This is a genomic window from Rhizobium sp. Pop5 (assembly GCF_024721175.1).
Lineage (GTDB): Bacteria > Pseudomonadota > Alphaproteobacteria > Rhizobiales > Rhizobiaceae > Rhizobium.
Genome location: NZ_CP099401.1, coordinates 170,846 through 188,645 on the forward strand (window position 1 = coordinate 170,846; position 17,800 = coordinate 188,645).

18 protein-coding genes and 1 pseudogene are annotated in these 17,800 nt (G+C 60.4%); 16 read left to right on the forward strand and 3 right to left on the reverse strand.

Annotated features, from left to right (window positions below; translation table 11 throughout):
* Window positions 1–437 precede the first annotated feature (437 nt).
* From NE852_RS26495 to NE852_RS26505, 3 genes and pseudogenes are all read left to right on the forward strand, one after another.
* A complete protein-coding gene (locus NE852_RS26495) occupies window positions 438–2,555 on the forward strand; it encodes a ParB/RepB/Spo0J family partition protein (protein WP_258156944.1) in 2,118 nt (705 codons plus the stop codon).
* A gap of 75 nt (window positions 2,556–2,630) precedes the next feature.
* Window positions 2,631–3,286 (forward strand): annotated as a pseudogene (locus tag NE852_RS26500) (hypothetical protein).
* Window positions 3,287–3,362: 76 nt separating this feature from the next.
* Window positions 3,363–4,553: a hypothetical protein gene (locus NE852_RS26505; protein ID WP_008530441.1), complete on the forward strand. Its 1,191-nt coding sequence runs from the start codon at window positions 3,363–3,365 to the stop codon at window positions 4,551–4,553.
* Window positions 4,554–5,188: 635 nt separating this feature from the next.
* Here the strand turns inward: NE852_RS26505 and NE852_RS26510 are convergent.
* Complete coding sequence (locus tag NE852_RS26510; protein ID WP_037172833.1) at window positions 5,189–5,560, reverse strand: MarR family transcriptional regulator; 372 nt, start codon at window positions 5,558–5,560, stop codon at window positions 5,189–5,191.
* 99 nt (window positions 5,561–5,659) lie between these two features.
* On the opposite strand from NE852_RS26510, the gene NE852_RS26515 reads away from it, so the two are divergent.
* Genes NE852_RS26515 through virB11 form a run of 13 tightly spaced genes read left to right on the forward strand, consistent with a single transcriptional unit; the run spans window position 5,660 to window position 15,811 of the window.
* Window positions 5,660–6,199, forward strand: coding sequence for a hypothetical protein (locus tag NE852_RS26515; RefSeq protein WP_258156945.1), 540 nt, complete (start codon window positions 5,660–5,662; stop codon window positions 6,197–6,199).
* Between the two features lie 3 nt (window positions 6,200–6,202).
* A complete protein-coding gene (locus NE852_RS26520) occupies window positions 6,203–6,865 on the forward strand; it encodes a transglycosylase SLT domain-containing protein (protein ID WP_258156946.1) in 663 nt (220 codons plus the stop codon).
* Window positions 6,862–7,161: a TrbC/VirB2 family protein gene (locus NE852_RS26525; RefSeq protein WP_008530452.1), complete on the forward strand. Its 300-nt coding sequence runs from the start codon at window positions 6,862–6,864 to the stop codon at window positions 7,159–7,161. Before NE852_RS26520 ends, NE852_RS26525 begins: the two co-directional genes overlap by 4 nt.
* Window positions 7,162–7,168: 7 nt before the next feature.
* Window positions 7,169–7,507: a type IV secretion system protein VirB3 gene (locus NE852_RS26530; protein WP_008530453.1), complete on the forward strand. Its 339-nt coding sequence runs from the start codon at window positions 7,169–7,171 to the stop codon at window positions 7,505–7,507.
* The gene (locus NE852_RS26535; protein WP_258156947.1) at window positions 7,500–9,866 is read left to right on the forward strand and encodes a VirB4 family type IV secretion/conjugal transfer ATPase; all 2,367 of its coding nucleotides are present in this window, start codon (window positions 7,500–7,502) and stop codon (window positions 9,864–9,866) included. The genes NE852_RS26530 and NE852_RS26535 overlap by 8 nt, the downstream gene beginning before the upstream one ends.
* Entirely contained in the window at window positions 9,863–10,564 is a 702-nt protein-coding gene (gene virB5 / locus NE852_RS26540; RefSeq protein ID WP_258156948.1) for a P-type DNA transfer protein VirB5, read from the forward strand. The genes NE852_RS26535 and virB5 overlap by 4 nt, the downstream gene beginning before the upstream one ends.
* 22 nt (window positions 10,565–10,586) lie before the next feature.
* A complete protein-coding gene (locus tag NE852_RS26545) occupies window positions 10,587–10,793 on the forward strand; it encodes an EexN family lipoprotein (RefSeq protein WP_008530460.1) in 207 nt (68 codons plus the stop codon).
* 3 nt (window positions 10,794–10,796) lie between these two features.
* Window positions 10,797–11,729 carry a type IV secretion system protein gene (locus tag NE852_RS26550; RefSeq protein ID WP_008530462.1) on the forward strand — a complete coding sequence of 311 codons (933 nt, stop codon included), beginning with the start codon at window positions 10,797–10,799 and terminating at the stop codon, window positions 11,727–11,729.
* Window positions 11,730–11,769: 40 nt separating this feature from the next.
* A complete protein-coding gene (locus NE852_RS26555; RefSeq protein WP_008530464.1) occupies window positions 11,770–12,060 on the forward strand; it encodes a hypothetical protein in 291 nt (96 codons plus the stop codon).
* A 1-nt stretch (window position 12,061) separates the two neighbouring features.
* Window positions 12,062–12,733 (forward strand): virB8 family protein, encoded by a 672-nt coding sequence (locus NE852_RS26560; protein WP_008530466.1) that lies wholly within the window; start codon window positions 12,062–12,064, stop codon window positions 12,731–12,733.
* Window positions 12,730–13,587 carry a P-type conjugative transfer protein VirB9 gene (gene virB9 / locus NE852_RS26565; RefSeq protein WP_008530467.1) on the forward strand — a complete coding sequence of 286 codons (858 nt, stop codon included), beginning with the start codon at window positions 12,730–12,732 and terminating at the stop codon, window positions 13,585–13,587. The genes NE852_RS26560 and virB9 overlap by 4 nt, the downstream gene beginning before the upstream one ends.
* An 8-nt stretch (window positions 13,588–13,595) precedes the next feature.
* A complete protein-coding gene (gene virB10, locus NE852_RS26570; protein ID WP_258156949.1) occupies window positions 13,596–14,771 on the forward strand; it encodes a type IV secretion system protein VirB10 in 1,176 nt (391 codons plus the stop codon).
* A gap of 8 nt (window positions 14,772–14,779) precedes the next feature.
* Window positions 14,780–15,811: a P-type DNA transfer ATPase VirB11 gene (virB11, locus tag NE852_RS26575; RefSeq protein WP_258156950.1), complete on the forward strand. Its 1,032-nt coding sequence runs from the start codon at window positions 14,780–14,782 to the stop codon at window positions 15,809–15,811.
* Between the two features lie 168 nt (window positions 15,812–15,979).
* On the opposite strand, the gene NE852_RS26580 is transcribed toward virB11, so the two are convergent.
* Both NE852_RS26580 and NE852_RS26585 read right to left on the reverse strand, forming a co-directional pair.
* Entirely contained in the window at window positions 15,980–16,171 is a 192-nt protein-coding gene (locus tag NE852_RS26580) for a hypothetical protein (protein WP_128623583.1), read from the reverse strand.
* Window positions 16,168–17,358 carry a DUF1173 domain-containing protein gene (locus NE852_RS26585; RefSeq protein ID WP_008530471.1) on the reverse strand — a complete coding sequence of 397 codons (1,191 nt, stop codon included), beginning with the start codon at window positions 17,356–17,358 and terminating at the stop codon, window positions 16,168–16,170. The genes NE852_RS26580 and NE852_RS26585 overlap by 4 nt, the downstream gene beginning before the upstream one ends.
* Window positions 17,359–17,800 lie beyond the last annotated feature (442 nt).

Below are 17,800 nucleotides of genomic sequence, written 5' to 3' on the forward strand. Positions count from 1 at the left end.
GGCCCGCTTGAAAAGGCAGGCCATATGACAACGCCCATTGGCCCGCTGGGCCTAAGTTTTGTCTGACTCAGCTCTTCACGCTTTCTGGACTTAGTTCGAAATCATGGCGGCCAATGCTGACTTGTCCTGCGGAAGAAAGCGACTATGGTGCTGTTGCACGACATCAGGCGCACTTACGCGCGAGAAACGTGCAGGTCGCCAGTTCGTATCCCATCAAGGCGAGCAACCTGTCCAGTCGTTAGCAAACCCGGGAGGGCCTGCTCTCAATAGGATTGAGCAGCGAGGGGCTCTCCTAGTCGGAGAGGAGGCTGCGGTCGGCGAGACCGTTGCTGGCGAATAGTGAGGAGGAGAAAAGAGGAGGAGGAGGGAAGGGGGAGGCTGTGACGGATTGAGAGATTTGGAGAGAGGCTCCAGCCGGTCCGCCACGGAGAAACGACATGGCTCAGGCTATGCAGAAAATCATCCTCAGTGCAGCCCGGGATATTCCCTTCAACAAGCTGGTGCTTAGCCAGCAGAACGTCCGCAAGATCAAGGCTGGCATCTCGATCGAGGACCTTGCGGAAGACATCGCCCATCGCGGGCTGCTGACAAGCCTCAACGTCCGTCCGGAATTGGACGGCGATGGCAACGAGACGGGCATCTATCGCATCCCGGCCGGCGGACGCCGCTATCGCGCTCTCGAGCGTCTTGTGGCGCAGAAGCGGCTGGCCAAGACCGCCGGCGTTCCCTGCATCGTCAGCAAGGGCGAAACCCTTGAGGTTGAGGACTCGCTCGCCGAAAACGTCCAGCGCGTATCCCTGCATCCGCTCGATCAGTTCCGGGCTTTCCAGACCTTGCGCGAGCAGGGCCTCAGCGAGGAGGAGATCGCGGCGCGCTTCTTCGTCTCGGTTGCCACCGTCAGGCAGCGCCTGCGGCTGGCCTCTGTCTCGCCGCGGCTTCTCGATCTTTATGCCGAGGACGAGATGACGCTCGAACAGATCATGGCATTCTCGATCACCAACGACCGTGTTCGCCAGGAGCAGGTCTGGGATACGGTCTCGCGATCCCATAGCCGCGAGCCCTATTACATCCGCCGCCTGCTGACCGAAACCGCGATCCGTGCCAGTGACCGCCGCGCCGTCTATGTCGGCGTTGATGTTTATGAAGCTGCCGGCGGCGTGGTGATGCGCGATCTGTTCGAGCAGGATCAGGGCGGATGGCTGCGGGATCCGGCGCTGCTGGAGCAACTCGCGCTCGAAAAACTCAAGGCCGACGCAGATGCGATCCAGGAGGCCGAGGGCTGGAAGTGGATCGATACCGCTTTTGATTTCCCCTATGGCCACACATCCGGGCTTCGTCGCTTCTACGGTGAGCAGACCGAGATGACCGAGGAGGAGCTCGCCCGTTACGATGCCATACGAGCCGAGTACGAAAAGCTCGATGCAGAGCATGCCAATGCGAGCGAATATTCGGAGGCGACAGAACAGAAGCTCGAGGAACTCGGCACGGAGATCGACCGGCTCAATGATCGACCTTATGTCTTCGACGCCGAGGACGTTGCTCGCGGCGGCGTCTTTGTTTCGCTGGGCGCCGGCGGCGAGCTCAAGATCCAACGGGGTTTCGTACGGCCCGAAGATGAGCAAAACGTGGACGCCGACCCCTCCGATGCTGACGGCAACGGTAGTGTCGATCTCGATGACGGTTCATCGGTCACGGACGGATCGGCCGCTGGCGGCGATCAATCGGAGGACGAGGACGAGACGATCAAGTCGCTCCCCGATCGCCTGGTTCTTGATCTGACGGCCGTGCGGACTGTTGCGCTCCGCAATGCGCTCGCCAACGATCCGGTCATGGCCTTCATCGCTGTGCTGCACGCCTTCGTGCTGAAGACGTTCTATTTCTACGGCTTGGACTCATGCCTGGAGATAACGTTGCAGAACGCGAAATTCAGCCAAACTGACGGGCTGGCCGATACGATATGGGCGAAGGAAATCGACCAACGGCAGGAAGCCTGGGGTCAGGATCTTCCCAAGGATCCGAACGATCTCTGGGCGTTTCTGATCGCACTCGACGATGTGAGCCGGCAGGCGTTGTTCGCCCATTGTGCCTCGCTGTCGGTCAATGCGGTGATCGAGCCATGGAACAAGCGGACGCGGGCGATCTCGCACGCCGATCAACTGGCCCGATCGATCGGCTTTGGGATGGTCGAAGCCGGTTGGGTGCCAACGGCTGACAACTACCTCGGCCGCGTCACCAAGGCCCGTATCCTGCAGGCGGTCCGGGAGGCGAAGGGGGCCCAGTCGGCGGAACTGATCGGCCATCTCAAGAAGGCCGACATGGCCCGCGAGGCTGAACGGCTGATGAGCGGAAGCGGCTGGCTGCCGGAACCGCTTCGGCTTGTCACAGATAGCGCCTCGGTCGAGCGGGCGATCGTCGAAACCAGTGAGATTGCTGATGGGGGGACAGTCGAGGCACCGGCGCCCGATCTCCCGGCTTTCCTGACTGACGATGGGGATGATGCTTCCGCGCCGACTGACGAGATCGACGAACACCAGCATCTCGACGCGGCCGAATAATCCCGTTTCACGAAACTCAACCGAAGGCCCGGCTCCGAAAGGAGACCGGGCCGCATCCGTTTTCAGGAGAGTTCAATGCCCGATTTTACGATCGAAACCACCTATCATCTGCCAGTGTTCCGGCATCGCAGCTATGCCGCCGAGACGCTGGAGGCAGCTTGCCGTGCTGCAATCGAAGATGGCAACTGGGAAATCTCCGAGAAGGACCAGGATTCCTCCCGCGAAATCCACGTCACTGGCGTCTGGGAAGGAACGCACGCTGCCTATACCGGCCCTTCGATCCCGGTGCCGCCGCAATTCGATGAAGCGGTCCAGCGTCGAGCCCGCCATTTCGAAATTTTGCTTGGTCTCTTGAAGATCTTCTTCGACGATGCGCATGCGGCAGTGAACCATCGGTCGATTGGCTTGCCCGTTCGGCTTGGGAGATTGCCCGAGGAGAAGCCATTCTCGCGGGAGACCCGGATCCTGACGAGCCTGCCGACCCGCCAAAACCCGTCCATGTTCTCGCCCGGCTGCAGGAAGATAGGGTTCGCGAGGCTATCGTCGCCATCCTTGAGGTCGATCACAGTTTCGGTGGGCTTTCGGCTGCGGCGGTGAGCGATGACGAGATCCATGAAGCGTGCGTGACCATCGCAACGACGACCGACTTCTCGGACGTCATCAGCAACGCCGAATTCCAGGCGGCATTGACGGCGATCCGGGCAGCGCACCGACGCCTCCACCGAGAGTGATCCCCATCAGCCTTTATATCCCTTAACCCCCAGCCCGGACGTTGCGCCGGGTTCTTGTTTTTCAGGAGATAATTCAATGAACACGCTCAGCACCAACACCCGGCCCGCGGCATCCGGCTTCAAGGTCGATATTTCCCGCGGCGAACGGATCGGCCGCGTTTCGTCGGAATGGTTTACGCGCCCCGACGACGAACGATTCCTCTCATTGACCGAGCTCTACGATACCGTTCGGTCCCGTGCCGACCGGGCTCAGGCGCGAACGATCGAGAGTGCCGCTATCCGCGTCGAGGCCACGCGCGACAACGCTGAGCGGCTCGAGCTCCTTGTTCCCGGTCAGCGCCAGCCGATTGCGCCGACCCATTGGAGCTACGGTCAGCTCTGCAGCGTGGTCGGCGCGCCCGCCACCTATATGCGCCAGCTGCCGGCGCCGCTTGCCGCCATCAACCTTCAGCACGGCTTGCTCAATCACCGTGCCGAACTGGTGAAAACGCTCGAGATGGACGACGGCCGGCTCGAACTCAGGGCCGTCACCGGGCCGGGATACGGCCGCATCTGGGACCACGAACTGGTCTCAGCGGTGATGAAGATCGCCGGTAATGGCACCGGCGATACGATGTGGAAGGTACCTGGCGTGCTCGACTGGGCGACGATGACGCACAACCCGTTTGTCGACATCACCAAGGATACGACCACGCTCTACGCCAGTGACCGCGACGTATTCCTGTTTCTGGTCGACGATACCCATCCGATCGAAGCCGGACGGCTGCCGAACGGCGAACCGGACCTTTATTTCCGGGGCTTTTACGCCTGGAATAGCGAGGTTGGATCGAAGACGCTTGGCATTGCCTCCTTCTACCTGCGCGCCGTTTGTGCCAACCGGCATCTTTGGGGCACAGAAAACTTCGAAGAGATTACCATCCGACATTCGAAGTTTGCCGCGCAGCGGTTCGCGCAGGAAGCAGCGCCTTCATTGATCAGCTTTGCCAATTCCTCACCGGCACCATTCATCGCTGGCATCAAGGCGGTGCGCGAGCGGATCGTCGCCCGTAAGGACGAGGATCGCGAAACCTTCCTGCGCCGGCGCGGCTTCTCGAAGGGCGAAACCGGCAAGGTGATCGAAATGGTCTTGTCGGAAGAGGGCCGACCGCCGGAATCGATCTTCGACTTCGTGCAGGGGATCACGGCGCTGGCGCGCACCAAGACCAACCAGGACACCCGCCTTGAGCTGGAGGGCAAGGCGAAGAAACTTCTCGAAAGCGCAGCCTGATCACGCGCAAGCCCATCCAACGCGATGCCGTTGACTGTCCGAACCTGATCGACAGCATCGTCAGTTTCCCAAACGAGCGGCCGAATTGATCGGCCGGTCGTGGCGATGGCCGCGCTCAATGCGCGGCGTGGTCAGGGCCAGTTGTGCCGCCGAAGGTAATCATCAATGTCACTTGCGTAGCAGCAGGGGACGACGAGGGCGGCCCACAAAAGAAGAGATATAAGCATTGCTTGCTCCTTGAGCGTTTGTGTTGATGCCACCTTTCAGGGTGGCATCTCAATGGCCGCCCGTAAGCTTGTAAGTATCAAACGCCGGCAAAATCCGGCGAGCCTCGTTCAGGCGTCGGACGGCCGCCTAAAGAGATATGGAACGCACGGGCGGGGGCAGTCGGTTCCGCCTCCCTGACGGCCGCTATGCTGAGGCTCCTGCGGCTGCCCTTGTTCCGCCCTTAGCGTGGCGAGAATTCCCGAAATCCGCCTTACGGCGCCGCTATGCTGATTTCTCCAATACTCTTCATTGTTTGATTGGAACCCGCCCTGCAGGCGGGTTGCCCCATAGCCCCTGGCAATTGCCGCCGGCCGTATGAGCTGGACCGGCGCGATTCGCCATCCCGCCTCATTGGCGTCGAAAATCAGTCAGTTTAACCCTGCGCCCTCGCTGGCACGGAAGGAGCTCAACTTGTTCAGCAGCTCCTGTGAGATCTCGAACTGCCGCGCCGTCCCCCGGCCCATGGAGTTCTTCCCCATCGTCTCCACCAGCATTCCCCGCTTTACCAGAAGATCGACCGTCTCTTTCACGCCGCTTCGCGTCAGTTCGGTAATCTCGATGATATTCGAAAGGGTTAGCTTTTGGTGGGCTTGGGTCATCGCATAGAGGATCGTCATCATGCCGATCTGCTTCAGCCGCGCCTGCGGCGTCTCGTCCTCCAGCGGATGGTCAAGAATCTCATGGAGAATGAGGCCGGAAAACGCAAGGTTGTGCCATTGAGTTTTAATCGCGCTTGTCATGTGATTTAACTGTGTTATATAAGTCAGTATAAGCACGGGCAGTCAAAGTTGACCTCCCCGAATGCAAAAAGGGCGTCGTCGTCTCGAAGGGTCCTGTCCATGAAAAGCCTTCTGCTGAATTCACTGCTTGCCATCTGCTGCACGGTGCCACCCTATCTCATTTCCGGCGATAATGCGCGGGCCGAAGAATGGGGATGCCAGGTTATCCTATGCCTTTCCAATCCCGGCGGGCCAACCCAATATGCCGAATGCCGGCCGCCGATCCAGAAACTGTGGCGGGAGCTTGCCGAGGGGCATTCGTTCCCGACCTGCAGCGGTGTCGGTTTTCAGAGCTCGCGACCGGGTTATGACCCCTATTACTGCGATGCAGGATACAGGCTGACGAGCAACTATGGCCCGCGCAGGCAGGAAACGACCTGCGTTTCGACGTCACCGCAGCCGGTAAGCAATGCCCTCTGCTCCAATGACGGCGATGGGTACAATGCCAGCAACAACTCGGTCCTGTCACCGCATTGGCAACGCCAGGACGGGCGCCGCCAATGCATGGGCTATCCGATAGTGCGCCCCAATGTGCGATCGCAGCCGCATTATATCGACGTTACCATCGACGGCGCCGGTAAACAGCGCGTCTGGTATTGATCCATGGCCGCGGCATTCGTTGACATTGCGCAAACCTGCGCGCCGATAGTGCAGGTTGAGACGCTTGCAGGCATCATAAGCCTTGAGAGCCGGTTTCAGCCGTTTGCCATTCGCATCAACAGCGGCCCGCCGCTTGCCGCCCAACCCGCATCGAAGGCGGAGGCGATCGAGGTCGCCACGTCTCTGATCGCCGATCATCAGGATATCCAGATCGGCCTTGGCGGTATCGGGATCGAGCAGCTTCAGAAACTGAAGCTCTCTGTCGCCGACGCCTTCGATCCCTGCCTGAACCTCAAGGCCACAGCCACGCTTCTTGACGGATATTATCGCGTCGCTTTGCGCGCGGGGAACGATCCGGCTCAGGCCGAGACGGTGATGCTCCAGTCCTACTACGGTCGTGATGATCCATCCCTCGGCGCCATGATCAAATACGACGAGCAGGTGCGCCGAGAAACGAAGCGGCTATCGCCGATGCTTGCCTCCCTTGCCATTGGCGAGCCGGATGGTCCGGTTCGGCCTGGCAAGCAGCCGCAAGATGAGGCGCCGCCGGCGCTTGCGAAACAATCCTCCCAAACTGCCGCGGCCGCATCCTGGAATGTTTTCAGCTCAAGGCGGCAATCCTCGGTTCTCGTTTTTCAGAATGATCGATCGGAGCAAAGCGAATGATCTCCAAAACCAGTCTTCGACCCCTTGCCGCATCCATCCTCATGGCGACTGCTATCCTCGCCTGCCTAGTCGAACCGGCCTTCGCCCAGGCTGCCGGTATCGAAACCGTGCTGCAGAACATCGTCGACATGCTGACCGGCAATATCGCCCGTCTGCTGGCGGTCATCGCCGTCATCATCATCTGCATCGCCTGGATGTTCGGTTACATGGACCTCAGGCGCGCCGGCTTCTGGATAATCGGGATCGGCGGGATTTTCGGCGCCACCGAGTTGGTCAACACCATCGTCGGCAGCTGAGCGTGTCATGACGATCATTCCGAGCCTTGAAGACGATACGCTGTTTCTCGCCTGCACCCGCCCAGCGATGATTGCCGGCGTGACCATGGAGGCGATGGGCGTCAACATCATGCTGACGACTGTCCTCTATATCACCGCGGGATCGATTGCCTATGCGCTGGTTGGGATCGTTTTCCATTTCCTGTTTCGCACCCTCGTCAAGTACGACCACAACATGTTCCGCATCCTGGTCGCGTGGGTCGAAACCCGTGGCCGCTCCCGCAACGTCGCCTATTGGGGCGGCGCCACGCTCTCGCCCCTGACGCTCACCCGGCGCTACGACGAAAGGGATTTGAGCCTTGGCTAATTTCGCGACGCTCCGGTCGCGCGAGCTCGGGCCGGAGACCTTCATTCCCTATGTCAGGCATGTCGACGAGACGACCATCGCGCTCGATTCCCGAGCGTTGATGACGATGATCGCGCTCGACGGTGTTTCCTTCGAAACATCAGACATCAGGGACCTCAACGGCCTGCACCGCAGTCTGAACACGCTTTATCGCAATATCGCCGACGAGCGGCTGGCGCTCTGGACGCATGTCGTGCGCCGCCGTGACAAAGACTATCCCGAGGGACGCTTCGCCAATGCCTTCTCCCACGACCTGAACGCCAGATATCGCGAGCGGATGGTGCGCGAAGACCTGTTTCGCAACGATCTCTACCTCAACCTCGTCTGGCACCCCGGCCGGGATCCTGCCAAAAAGGCGGCCAACCTTCTCTCCCAGCTGCGCAAGGCGCGCCGATCGGGCATCGAACTCGACGAGCATGCCCTGAAGCATCTGCGCGACCGCGTGGCGGACGTTGTCGCCGGCCTGCAGCGCTTCGAGCCGCGGCTGCTGACCCTTCATGAGCAGGACGGCATCCTGTTCTCCGAGCCGAGCGAAGTTCTTCACCAGATCGTCGGCGGCCGGCGGGAGCCGATCCCGTTGACGGAGGGACGGATTTCCTCGGCGATCTATTCCGACCGGGTCATTTTCGGGCGCGAAACCGTCGAGATCCGTCACGAGGCTGACAGCCGCTATGCCGGCATGTTCGGCTTCAAGGAATATCCGGCCACCACGCGCAGCGGCATGCTCGACGGCATTCTGACGGCACCTTTCGAACTCATCCTGACGCAATCCTTCGCTTTCGCCTCAAAGGCCGATGCCCGCACGATCATGGGCCGCAAGCAGAACCAGATGGTGAGCGCCGGCGACAAGGCGGCCTCGCAGATCGCCGAACTCGGCGAGGCGATGGACGATCTCGAATCCAATCGCTTCGTTCTCGGGGAACATCATCTGGCGCTTGCCGTCTTCGCCCCGTCGGTCAAGGAACTGGTCGACCACATGGCGAAGGCCCGCGCCTATCTCACCAGCGGCGGCGCGGTCGTCGCCCGCGAGGATCTTGGGCTCGAGGCGGCCTGGTGGGCGCAACTGCCGGGCAATTTTCGCTATCGGGCGCGCTCAGGGGCAATCACCTCCCGCAACTTCGCAGCCCTTGCTCCCTATCATTCCTATCCCACCGGCCAGAAGGACGGCAATGAATGGGGACCGGCGGTCGCCATGCTCAAGACCGCGTCCGGCTCGCCCTTCTATTTCAATTTCCATCACGGCGATCTCGGCAACACCTTCGTCTGCGGCCCGTCGGGTGCCGGCAAGACGGTGCTGTTGAACTTCATGCTGTCTCAGCTCGAAAAGCATGATCCGCATATGGTTTTCTTCGACAAGGACCGCGGCGCCGATCTTTTCGTACGCGCGGCCGGCGGCACCTATCTGCCGCTGAAGAATGGCGTTGCCACCGGCTGCGCGCCGTTGAAAGCCCTGGAACTTACTGCGGAAAACAAGGTATTCCTCACCGGGTGGATCGCCAGGCTGGTCGGATCCGCATCCGGCGAACTATCGATCACCGAGTTGCGCGACATCGCCTTGGCGGTCGACGGGGTGGCGGACCTGCCGGTGGAGCGTCGCTCCATCGGCGCCCTGCGCACCTTCCTCAACAATACCGATCCCGAGGGCATTGCTGCACGTCTCCGACGGTGGGAGAGGGGCGGGCCACTTGGCTGGGTCTTCGACAATCAGGCCGACGATATCGGCATCGGCGCCAAGTTCATCGGTTACGACATGACCGATTTCCTCGACAACGAGGAAATCCGCACGCCGTTGATGGCCTACCTGTTCTATCGCATCGAGCAACTGATCGATGGCCGCCGCATCATCATCGTCATCGACGAGTTCTGGAAGGCGCTGCAGGACGAAGGTTTCCGCGATCTCGCCCAGAACAAGCTCAAGACGATCCGCAAGCAGAACGGCCTGATGCTCTTTGCGACCCAGAGCCCGCGCGACGCTATCGTCTCGCCGATCGCTCATACGATCATCGAACAGTGCCCGACGCAGATCTTCCTCCCGAACCCACGCGGCGACGGGGCCGACTATGTCGACGGATTCAAGCTGACCGAGCGCGAATTCGAGCTCGTCTCGCGCGAGCTGTCCGTCGAGAGCCGCCGGTTCATCGTCAAACAAGGGCACAACAGTGTTGTCGCCGAACTGAACCTCAACGGTTTCGACGACGAGCTCGCCATCCTCTCCGGCCGGGCGGCCAATGTGGAACTGGCCGACACGATCCGATCTGAGATCGGCGAGGGACCGGAGGACTGGCTTGCCGTGTTTCACCAGAAAAGGAGGACAGCATGATCCATACAGGCAGATTGAGGCCGTTGCTTGCATCGGCCGCCTTTGTGGCTTCAGCGGTGCTGACCTATGCCCAGGGTATCCCGGTCATCGATCAGACCTCGATCGCCAAGCAGATTGAGAGCATCACGCAGCTCAAGTCCCAGCTCGACACCTTGAACCAGCAGCTGCAGCAGGCCCAACAGCTCTACGGATCGCTGAACAAGATCACCAACATGGCTGATGTCGCCAACCTGCTGAACGATCCGTCGATCCGCAAGGCGCTGCCGCAGGATTTCAACGCGATCGAGGGGCTGTTCAAAGGGTCTGGCAGCGGCGTCTTCGGCAGTTCCGCCTCGAAATTCCTTCAGGACAACTCCAGCTATCGCACCGATGCCGACGATTTCTATGCGCAGGAGTTGTCGCGCATCCAGAACCAGAACGCCGGGCAGATGAGCCTCGGCCAGCAGATCTACGATGCCGCCACCAAGCGTATCGATGGCATCGATGAGCTTCGCGAGAAGATCTCAAGCGCGGTCGACGCCAAGGACATCGCCGATCTTCAAGCGCGTCTGCAGGCCGAGACCGCCTTCCTGCAGACTGACGTCCTGCGCATTCAGGGCCTGCAGATGGTCCAGCAGGCCCAGGTGCAGGTCGACGACCAGCGCAAGGCCGAAGACTGGCGCAAGCGCATGGACACGATGGGAGCGACGCTCAAATGAGCGGTTTCTTTCTGGCGCTGCCATGCTTCTCCTGGCGGCCTGTTCCCCGCAGGCCGATAGGGTTTACACCGTCGATGAACTTGCGGCCAACGATGCTCTGCTCGCAAAAATCATCGGGGAATGCCGCAACAATCCCGGCGAACTCCGCGACATGCCCAATTGCCGCAATGCCGAGGCCGCGGACAGCAAGTTGCGGCTGGAGCGCATGCGCAAGTCGCTCGGGGGCTGAGCGATGTATCAGGTCTTCAGCTTCGTCGATGGGCAGTTCAAGACACCGTTGGAAAACTTCATTTCCTCCGGTACATCGAATATCGCCAGCTGGGTCAGCGGCCCGCTGACGGCGGCGCTTACGCTCTATGTCGTGCTCTATGGCTACCTCGTTCTGCGCGGCTCCGTGCAGGAACCGATCCTCGAATTCGCCTTCCGGGCGATGAAGCTCGCCATCATCGTCATGCTCGTCAGGAATGCCGGCGACTATCAGACCTACGTCACCAATATCTTTTTCGACGCGCTGCCAAAGGAGATTTCGCAGGCGCTGAACTCCGGCGCGGCGCCGAGCGCATCGACCTTCGACAGTCTGCTCGATAAGGGCCAGAAATGCGCTTACGAGATATGGTCCCGTGCCTCCTGGCCGGTCGATATCGTCACCGGCATCGGCGGCATGATGGTCATTGGTGCCAGTTTCATCGTGGCAGCGATCGGCTACATCGTTTCGCTCTATGCACGGCTGGCGCTAGCCATCGTCCTGGCGATCGGCCCGATCTTCATCGCGCTCGCTATGTTCCAATCGACCCGCCGTTTCACCGAATCCTGGATCGGCCAGCTTGTCAATTTCGTCATCCTGCAGGTCTTGGTCGTTGCCATCGGATCGCTGCTGATCACCTGCATCGATACGACGTTTACGGCGATCGAAGGCTATAGCGACGTGCTGATGCGCCCGATCGCGCTCTGCGCCATCTGCCTTGCCGCCCTTTACGTCTTCTATCAGCTGCCCGGCATCGCTTCCGCACTTGCGGCGGGCGGGGCGTCGCTCACCTACGGCTATGGCGCTGCTCGTGATGCACATGAAAGCACGCTCGCCTGGGCGACATCCCACACGGCCAGAGCGGTCGGCCGTGGAGCGCGTTCCGTCGGCCGTCGCATGACTCCGGGCCGGAGTGAATGACGGCCACAACGCTCAAGACAATTGGACAGGTTATTTCCGAATGATCCGTATCGTTTTATCGCTTTTGCTGACCGCTGGCCTCGTAGGCTGCGGCTCGATTTCCCACCCTCTGCCCAAATGTGATGGTTATTCCCGCCGGCAGTTGAACCGCTCGATGTGGCAGTGGCAAGACCGAGATAATGGGGCAACAAAGCAGCCGACGACCGGCGCTGTTCCCGCGGAGCCGACCATTCACGCCGCCGCCTATGTGCAGGATCCGCCCGCTGCTATGTCGGCCGCCTTCGCACATTTCGATGTCGCGGGCTCCTACCGTCCATGCGAGGGCAAGTGATATGGTGACCACACATAATTTGAAGAGTTATTTCGACAAGGCCCGCCGGTTCGATCAGGACCGCATGATCCAAGTCGAGCGTTCCGCCCGCATTGCCTGGTTCGTCGCCATTTGTGCCGGCACCCTTGCTGCCGTCTCCGTATTTGCAGTCGCCGGCCTTACCCCTCTGAAAACCGTCGAACCCTTCGTCGTGCGGGTCGATAATTCCACCGGCATCGTCGATGTCGTCTCGGCGTTGACATCGACGGCCGGCACCTACGACGAGGCCGTCACCAAATATTTTGCCGCCAAATATATTCGCGCCCGCGAAGGTTACGTCTGGAGCGAGGGCGAGGAGAATTTTCGCACCGTCGCCTTGCTGTCGACGCAGCCCGAGCAGACGCGGTTTGCAGCGCTCTACCGCGGCAGCAATCCGGATTCGCCGCAGAACATTTATGGCCGCAGCGCGACCTCGCGGATCAACATCGTTTCCATCTCGCTGATCAACGCCAATGTGGCATCCGTCCGCTATATCAGAACCGTGACCGGTGGTGACGAGGTGCGCACCACGCATTGGGTTGCGACCCTGACCTTTTCTTATGCCAACGCCCCGATGTCCTCGACCGATCGGCTGATCAATCCGCTCGGCTTCGTCGTCAGCGAATATCGCGCCGATCCGGAGGCCATCAATTGAGACCGCACATTCTCCTTCCGCTTATCCTGGCCGGCACCATTTCTTTGCCGGCGCTCGCCCTCGAAACGCCCCGCGGCGCGGCGCAGGATAGCCGCATCCGTTTCGTTGATTACCAACCCTACAACATCACCAAAGTCGTCGGCACGCTGCGGTCTTCGGTGCAGATCGAATTCGCCGCCGACGAGGAAATTGCGCATGTCGCTCTCGGCAACAGCGTTGCGTGGGAAGTGGCGCCCGCCGGCAACATCCTGTTCCTGAAGCCCAGGGAAAACCAGCCGGTGACGAATATCTCCGTCGTGACGACACGACGGGACGGATCGACCCGCAGCTATCAGATGGAACTCACCGTCCGCGACGGCAGCGTCGAAGCCGGGCAGAACACTTATTTCTATGTGAAATACCGCTACCCCACGGATGAAGCCGAGCGGCGCCGGCAGGAAGCGGCTGCACGTACGCAGGCGGTGCAGGCCGGCGAGGCCGATCGCGTGCTTGCCCTTCACGAAGCCTACGGACCGCGCAACTGGCGCTACTCGGCGCAGGGATCCCAGGCGCTGGAGCCGCAAGCCGTTTATGACAACGGCAAGGTCACGACCTTCGCCTTCGTCGGAAACCAGGAAATGCCAGCGATCTACATCGAAAACTCCGACGGCACCGAGAGCCTGGTCCCCAAATCCATCGATGGCAATCTCGTCCTCGTTCACGCAATCAGCCGGAAGTTCATTCTTCGCCGGGGCGGCGACGTCCTCTGCGTCTTCAATGAAGCTTATGATCGCGTCGGCATCAATCCCGAGACCAACACGACGTCACCGTCGGTCGAGCGCGTCGTCAAGGTGCCGCCCGACACAGCGCGATAGGAGTTGATATGGCCGAGGAAGAGATTACCCAGATCCCGGGCGAACGCGCCGAGACGTCGGCCGGTGGAAGGCTCGACAACAACCCGATCCTCAAACGCGGCGCCGTCGCACTGGCGATCGTCGTCTTTGTCGCCTTCGCGCTCTGGTCGATGCGAGGGCAGGATAAACCCTCGGATGGCGCCCAGCCCGAGCGGGTGGTCATCCGCCAGACGACGGATTTCGAGCCTGCCAAGGAACCGGTCCAGCCTGTAGCGCCTCTTCCGCAGGTTCAACTGCCGACACCCGCCGTCACAGAACAAGCGCCGACCGACGACGGCAAGCTGCTCGACGCTGCCCGCCGTGCCCCGGTCATCGCCTATGGCGGCGAGAAATCGCCGGCGCCGCGGCGGCAGGATCAAGATGCGGCGACGGATCAGGCTTCGAACTACGTGCCGCTCGGCGCCAATACTGGTGGCTTCGCCTCGCAGGGCGAAAACGAGGACCAGCGTTTCAACCGCTTGCTGATGCCGACACAGCTGCAGGGATCGCGTGCCGGCACACTTGGTAACCGCGATTTCATCGTGGCGATGGGAACGTCCATTCCTTGCGTTCTCGAGACGGCGCTCTCCTCCGATCAGCCGGGGTTCACGAGCTGCGTCATCAACCGGGACATCCTGTCCGATAACGGCCGCGTCGTGTTGATGGAAAAAGGCACGCAGGTCGTCGGCGAATATCGCGGCGGTCTTCGCCGCGGACAGAAGCGCCTGTTCGTTCTCTGGAATCGCGCGAAGACGCCGAAAGGCGTGATCATCACTTTGGCGTCGCCGGCAACCGATGCCCTCGGCCGGGCCGGCGTCGACGGCTATGTCGACACCCATTGGTGGGAACGGTTCGGCAGCGCAATGCTCCTGTCGATCGTCGGCGATGCCAGCTCTTATGCCAGCAGCCGGCTGCAGGACAGCGATGTCGACGCGCAAAATACCACCAGCGCCGGTCAGCAGGCTGCGGCGATCGCCGTCGAGCAATCGATCAACATTCCGCCGACCCTCATGAAACATCAGGGCGAACTGGTCTCGATCTTCGTCGCCCGCGACCTCGATTTCTCGAGCGTTTACCGGCTTCGCGTGACCGAGCCCCGCAATCGAGTCTACGACCGCGCGGTGCTTGGTGATTTCAGCCCCTCCTCAAAGCTCGTCACGAAATAGGTTCGCCGATGACTGAAGCTGCCGACTCCGGCGTCGTGCGGGAACTGCTGTTGCCGCTCGCCCGCTTCCTGCGCGACAAGACGCTCTATGAGGTCATCGTCAACTGGCCGGGGCAGGTTGTCACGGAGGGCAGGGAGGGATGGCAAACGCGCGACGTGCCGGAGCTGTCCTACGACAGGCTGATGCGTCTCGCCCGCGCGGTCGCAAGCTTCTCCAACCAATCGATCGATGAGACGCGGCCGCTCCTGTCGGCGACCTTGCCTGACGATGAGCGGATTCAGATCGTCATCCCGCCGGCAACGACGAAGGGAACCGTCAGCATTACCATTCGCAAGCCATCCTCCGTGTCGTTGACCCTCGAGGATCTCGATCATGGGGGATTGTTCGCCGATGTCGCGCCGGCCGAAGGCGACGGCAGCCGAACGGACCATAGGCTGTTGGAATATTATCGGATCGGCGCCTACAAGGCGTTTCTACGGGAGGCGGTGTTTGCAAGGAAGAACATCATCATCTCCGGCGCTACCGGGTCGGGAAAGACAACGCTATCGAAAGCCCTAATCCGCTATATTCCGCAAAGCGAGCGGATCATTTCCATCGAGGACACACCGGAACTGGTGGTCCCGCAGCCGAACCATGTTCGTCTCTTCTATTCCAAGGGAGGGCAGGGGCTCGCCAAAGTCGGTGCCAAGGACCTGCTCGAATCCTGCCTGCGCATGCGGCCCGACCGCATCCTGCTGCAGGAGTTGCGAGACGGGACGGCCTTCTACTACATTCGCAACGTCAACTCCGGCCATCCCGGCTCGATCACCACGGTCCACGCCGATTCCGCACGCCTCGCTTTCGAACAACTGACATTGCTGGTCAAGGAGTCGGAGGGCGGCGGGGACCTCGAACGGCACGACATCCGCGAGATGCTGGCGATCGCGGTCGACATCATCGTCCAATGCAAGCGGATCGACGGTCGGTTTCGGGTGAGCGAGATCTACTATCGAGGCGCCGCTGAGGCGATGACAACGGCAGCAGGTCACTATTCTGAGTGAACCCATTCCCTATTCGCGATTGTGCTTTCCTGCGGGGGGCTTTGCTTTGCCGACGACACAGAAAAATAGGGCCGCTGGAAAACCAGGGCCCTTTAAGGTGTGAAGGTCAAAAACCTCCAGAGGGGAACAGCTGACACGATGGCACTGGGAGGAAAACCATCAACTGCATCAGCTGGTGACAATATGCTCATATTTTAACCGCTTGGTAAAACATTTATTGTGCAGTGCAGCTATGCAGAATGGCGAGGAGTTCACTGGCTGGCCAATTTGAACCGGCGAGCGCTTCACGCAGTTGAGATCGTCCGCGCGATGTCCTCCGGTCATCTGCGCAGCCGGACCAAGAACACTGATGCTGATCATGGGAGTCGCGGCATTTCGCCTTCGGCCACGCGCCAGATCCACGGCGTCATCTCGGCTCTCGCGGCAATCATCTCATTCAATGCAACCTCATAGTCTTGGTCGGCCTTCGTCGGAACGATGAACATAGCGGCAGGCGCTGGCTTTGCCTCCGGTAACGTCACGGCGGCAATCGGCTGGTCGCGGGAGAGATCAAACCGCAGTCCTTTCACGCTCCTGCACTTCAGGCCGGAGAGCCGCTCCAGGAGACGCTGTTCATGGATATTTTCGAACGGAATCCAGTTCTCGTTGACTACCATCATCGCCACTTCCTCCACCGAAGCGATCCCCGTTCCCGAAATACCGAACGTGGCGATGACGATGAGATGGAAATTCTCGCTGGATCGCCACAGTTCCAGCTCGGCTTTATAACGGGAGTTCAGCCGCTTCCACGCACCCTCGTCGAGCATAAAGGGGAAGGGCAGGTGGCGCACGACTATCTTCTGGCCATCGCGTGCCGAGGAAAACTCCTTCACCTCGGCGACCGTCATCATCAGTTTGCGCGGACCGAGACCAGTTGTGTGGGCGCCGGCCAACATTGCCGCGCGCCTGGCGGAGATCCCTTCTTTGTCCTCCTGGTGAAACACCTCCGGGATAAACAGGATGTCACTCAGAGGGCCGCCGCGGACGATCATTTGTCGCGCTGCGTTCAACAGGCTGCTGCGGACGCGACCCCAGCCGCGTCTCCCGGCCCAGAGCGACGTCCATTCCGTCAGTTCCCCTGTCTCCCAGAGATAATGGAGTACCGCCTTGAGTGACAGCTTTTTGGGATCTGTTCGTACCGTTTCCGACAGTTCCGAGGGCATTGTAGAAGCCGATCGGTTCCCTCGTTTCGACAGCGAGAAATCGAGTTTCAGCATAACCGCGCCCGTCGCAGCGTCGATCTGGATGGCATTCCCGATCAAAGGTCCGAGGCCGGTTAGTTCATAGGGCGGTTCGTAGGATGGGCAGCCGGGATCGTGATCTCGTCCTGAAAGCGGCATCCGTTTGATCAGGAATTGGCCATCCATCCGGGCGATATACATTGGCACGGGTGCTTCCCTGCACGGACATAGCGGCCTGAGTTTCTGTTCGTAGGCGCGTTCGAGATACAACTGAAAGTCTGGGGAGCTTTCATCTAGCGCCTGCCTGCCGATCAAAAACTGTCGCACATTTCCCTCGCTTGCCCGCAAAGGCTGATCAAGCCGTACCGGAAGGCGTAGCATAGGTGCGGTGGATTATACTAGGTTAAAATCGTTAGTATAAAGCACGTTTGCCATAACTTTTTTGTTCGGTTCTATCTGTCGCACGTGCACGCATTGCCTCATGTCGCTCACCGGGCAGGCTCATTATTCCCTCAACGGTCGTCGCTTAACGGCGCAACCGCCATCGCAAGGGCATTCCTGCGGCAGCGAGTTCAACATCGACGCGCGCGTGCAAAGGCAAATCTTCCCAGCAGGCCTCCGCTCCCAACTCTGGAATCTCGGCACTGCCGATCATGATAATTAGGATTCAACGGCATGATAATTAGGAGTCATCGGGTCGAAATCTGGTCGCCGCGAAATTGCGGAGCCGTATTCCAACTGTCTGCTGCCGGCCTTGCAGACCGTCAGC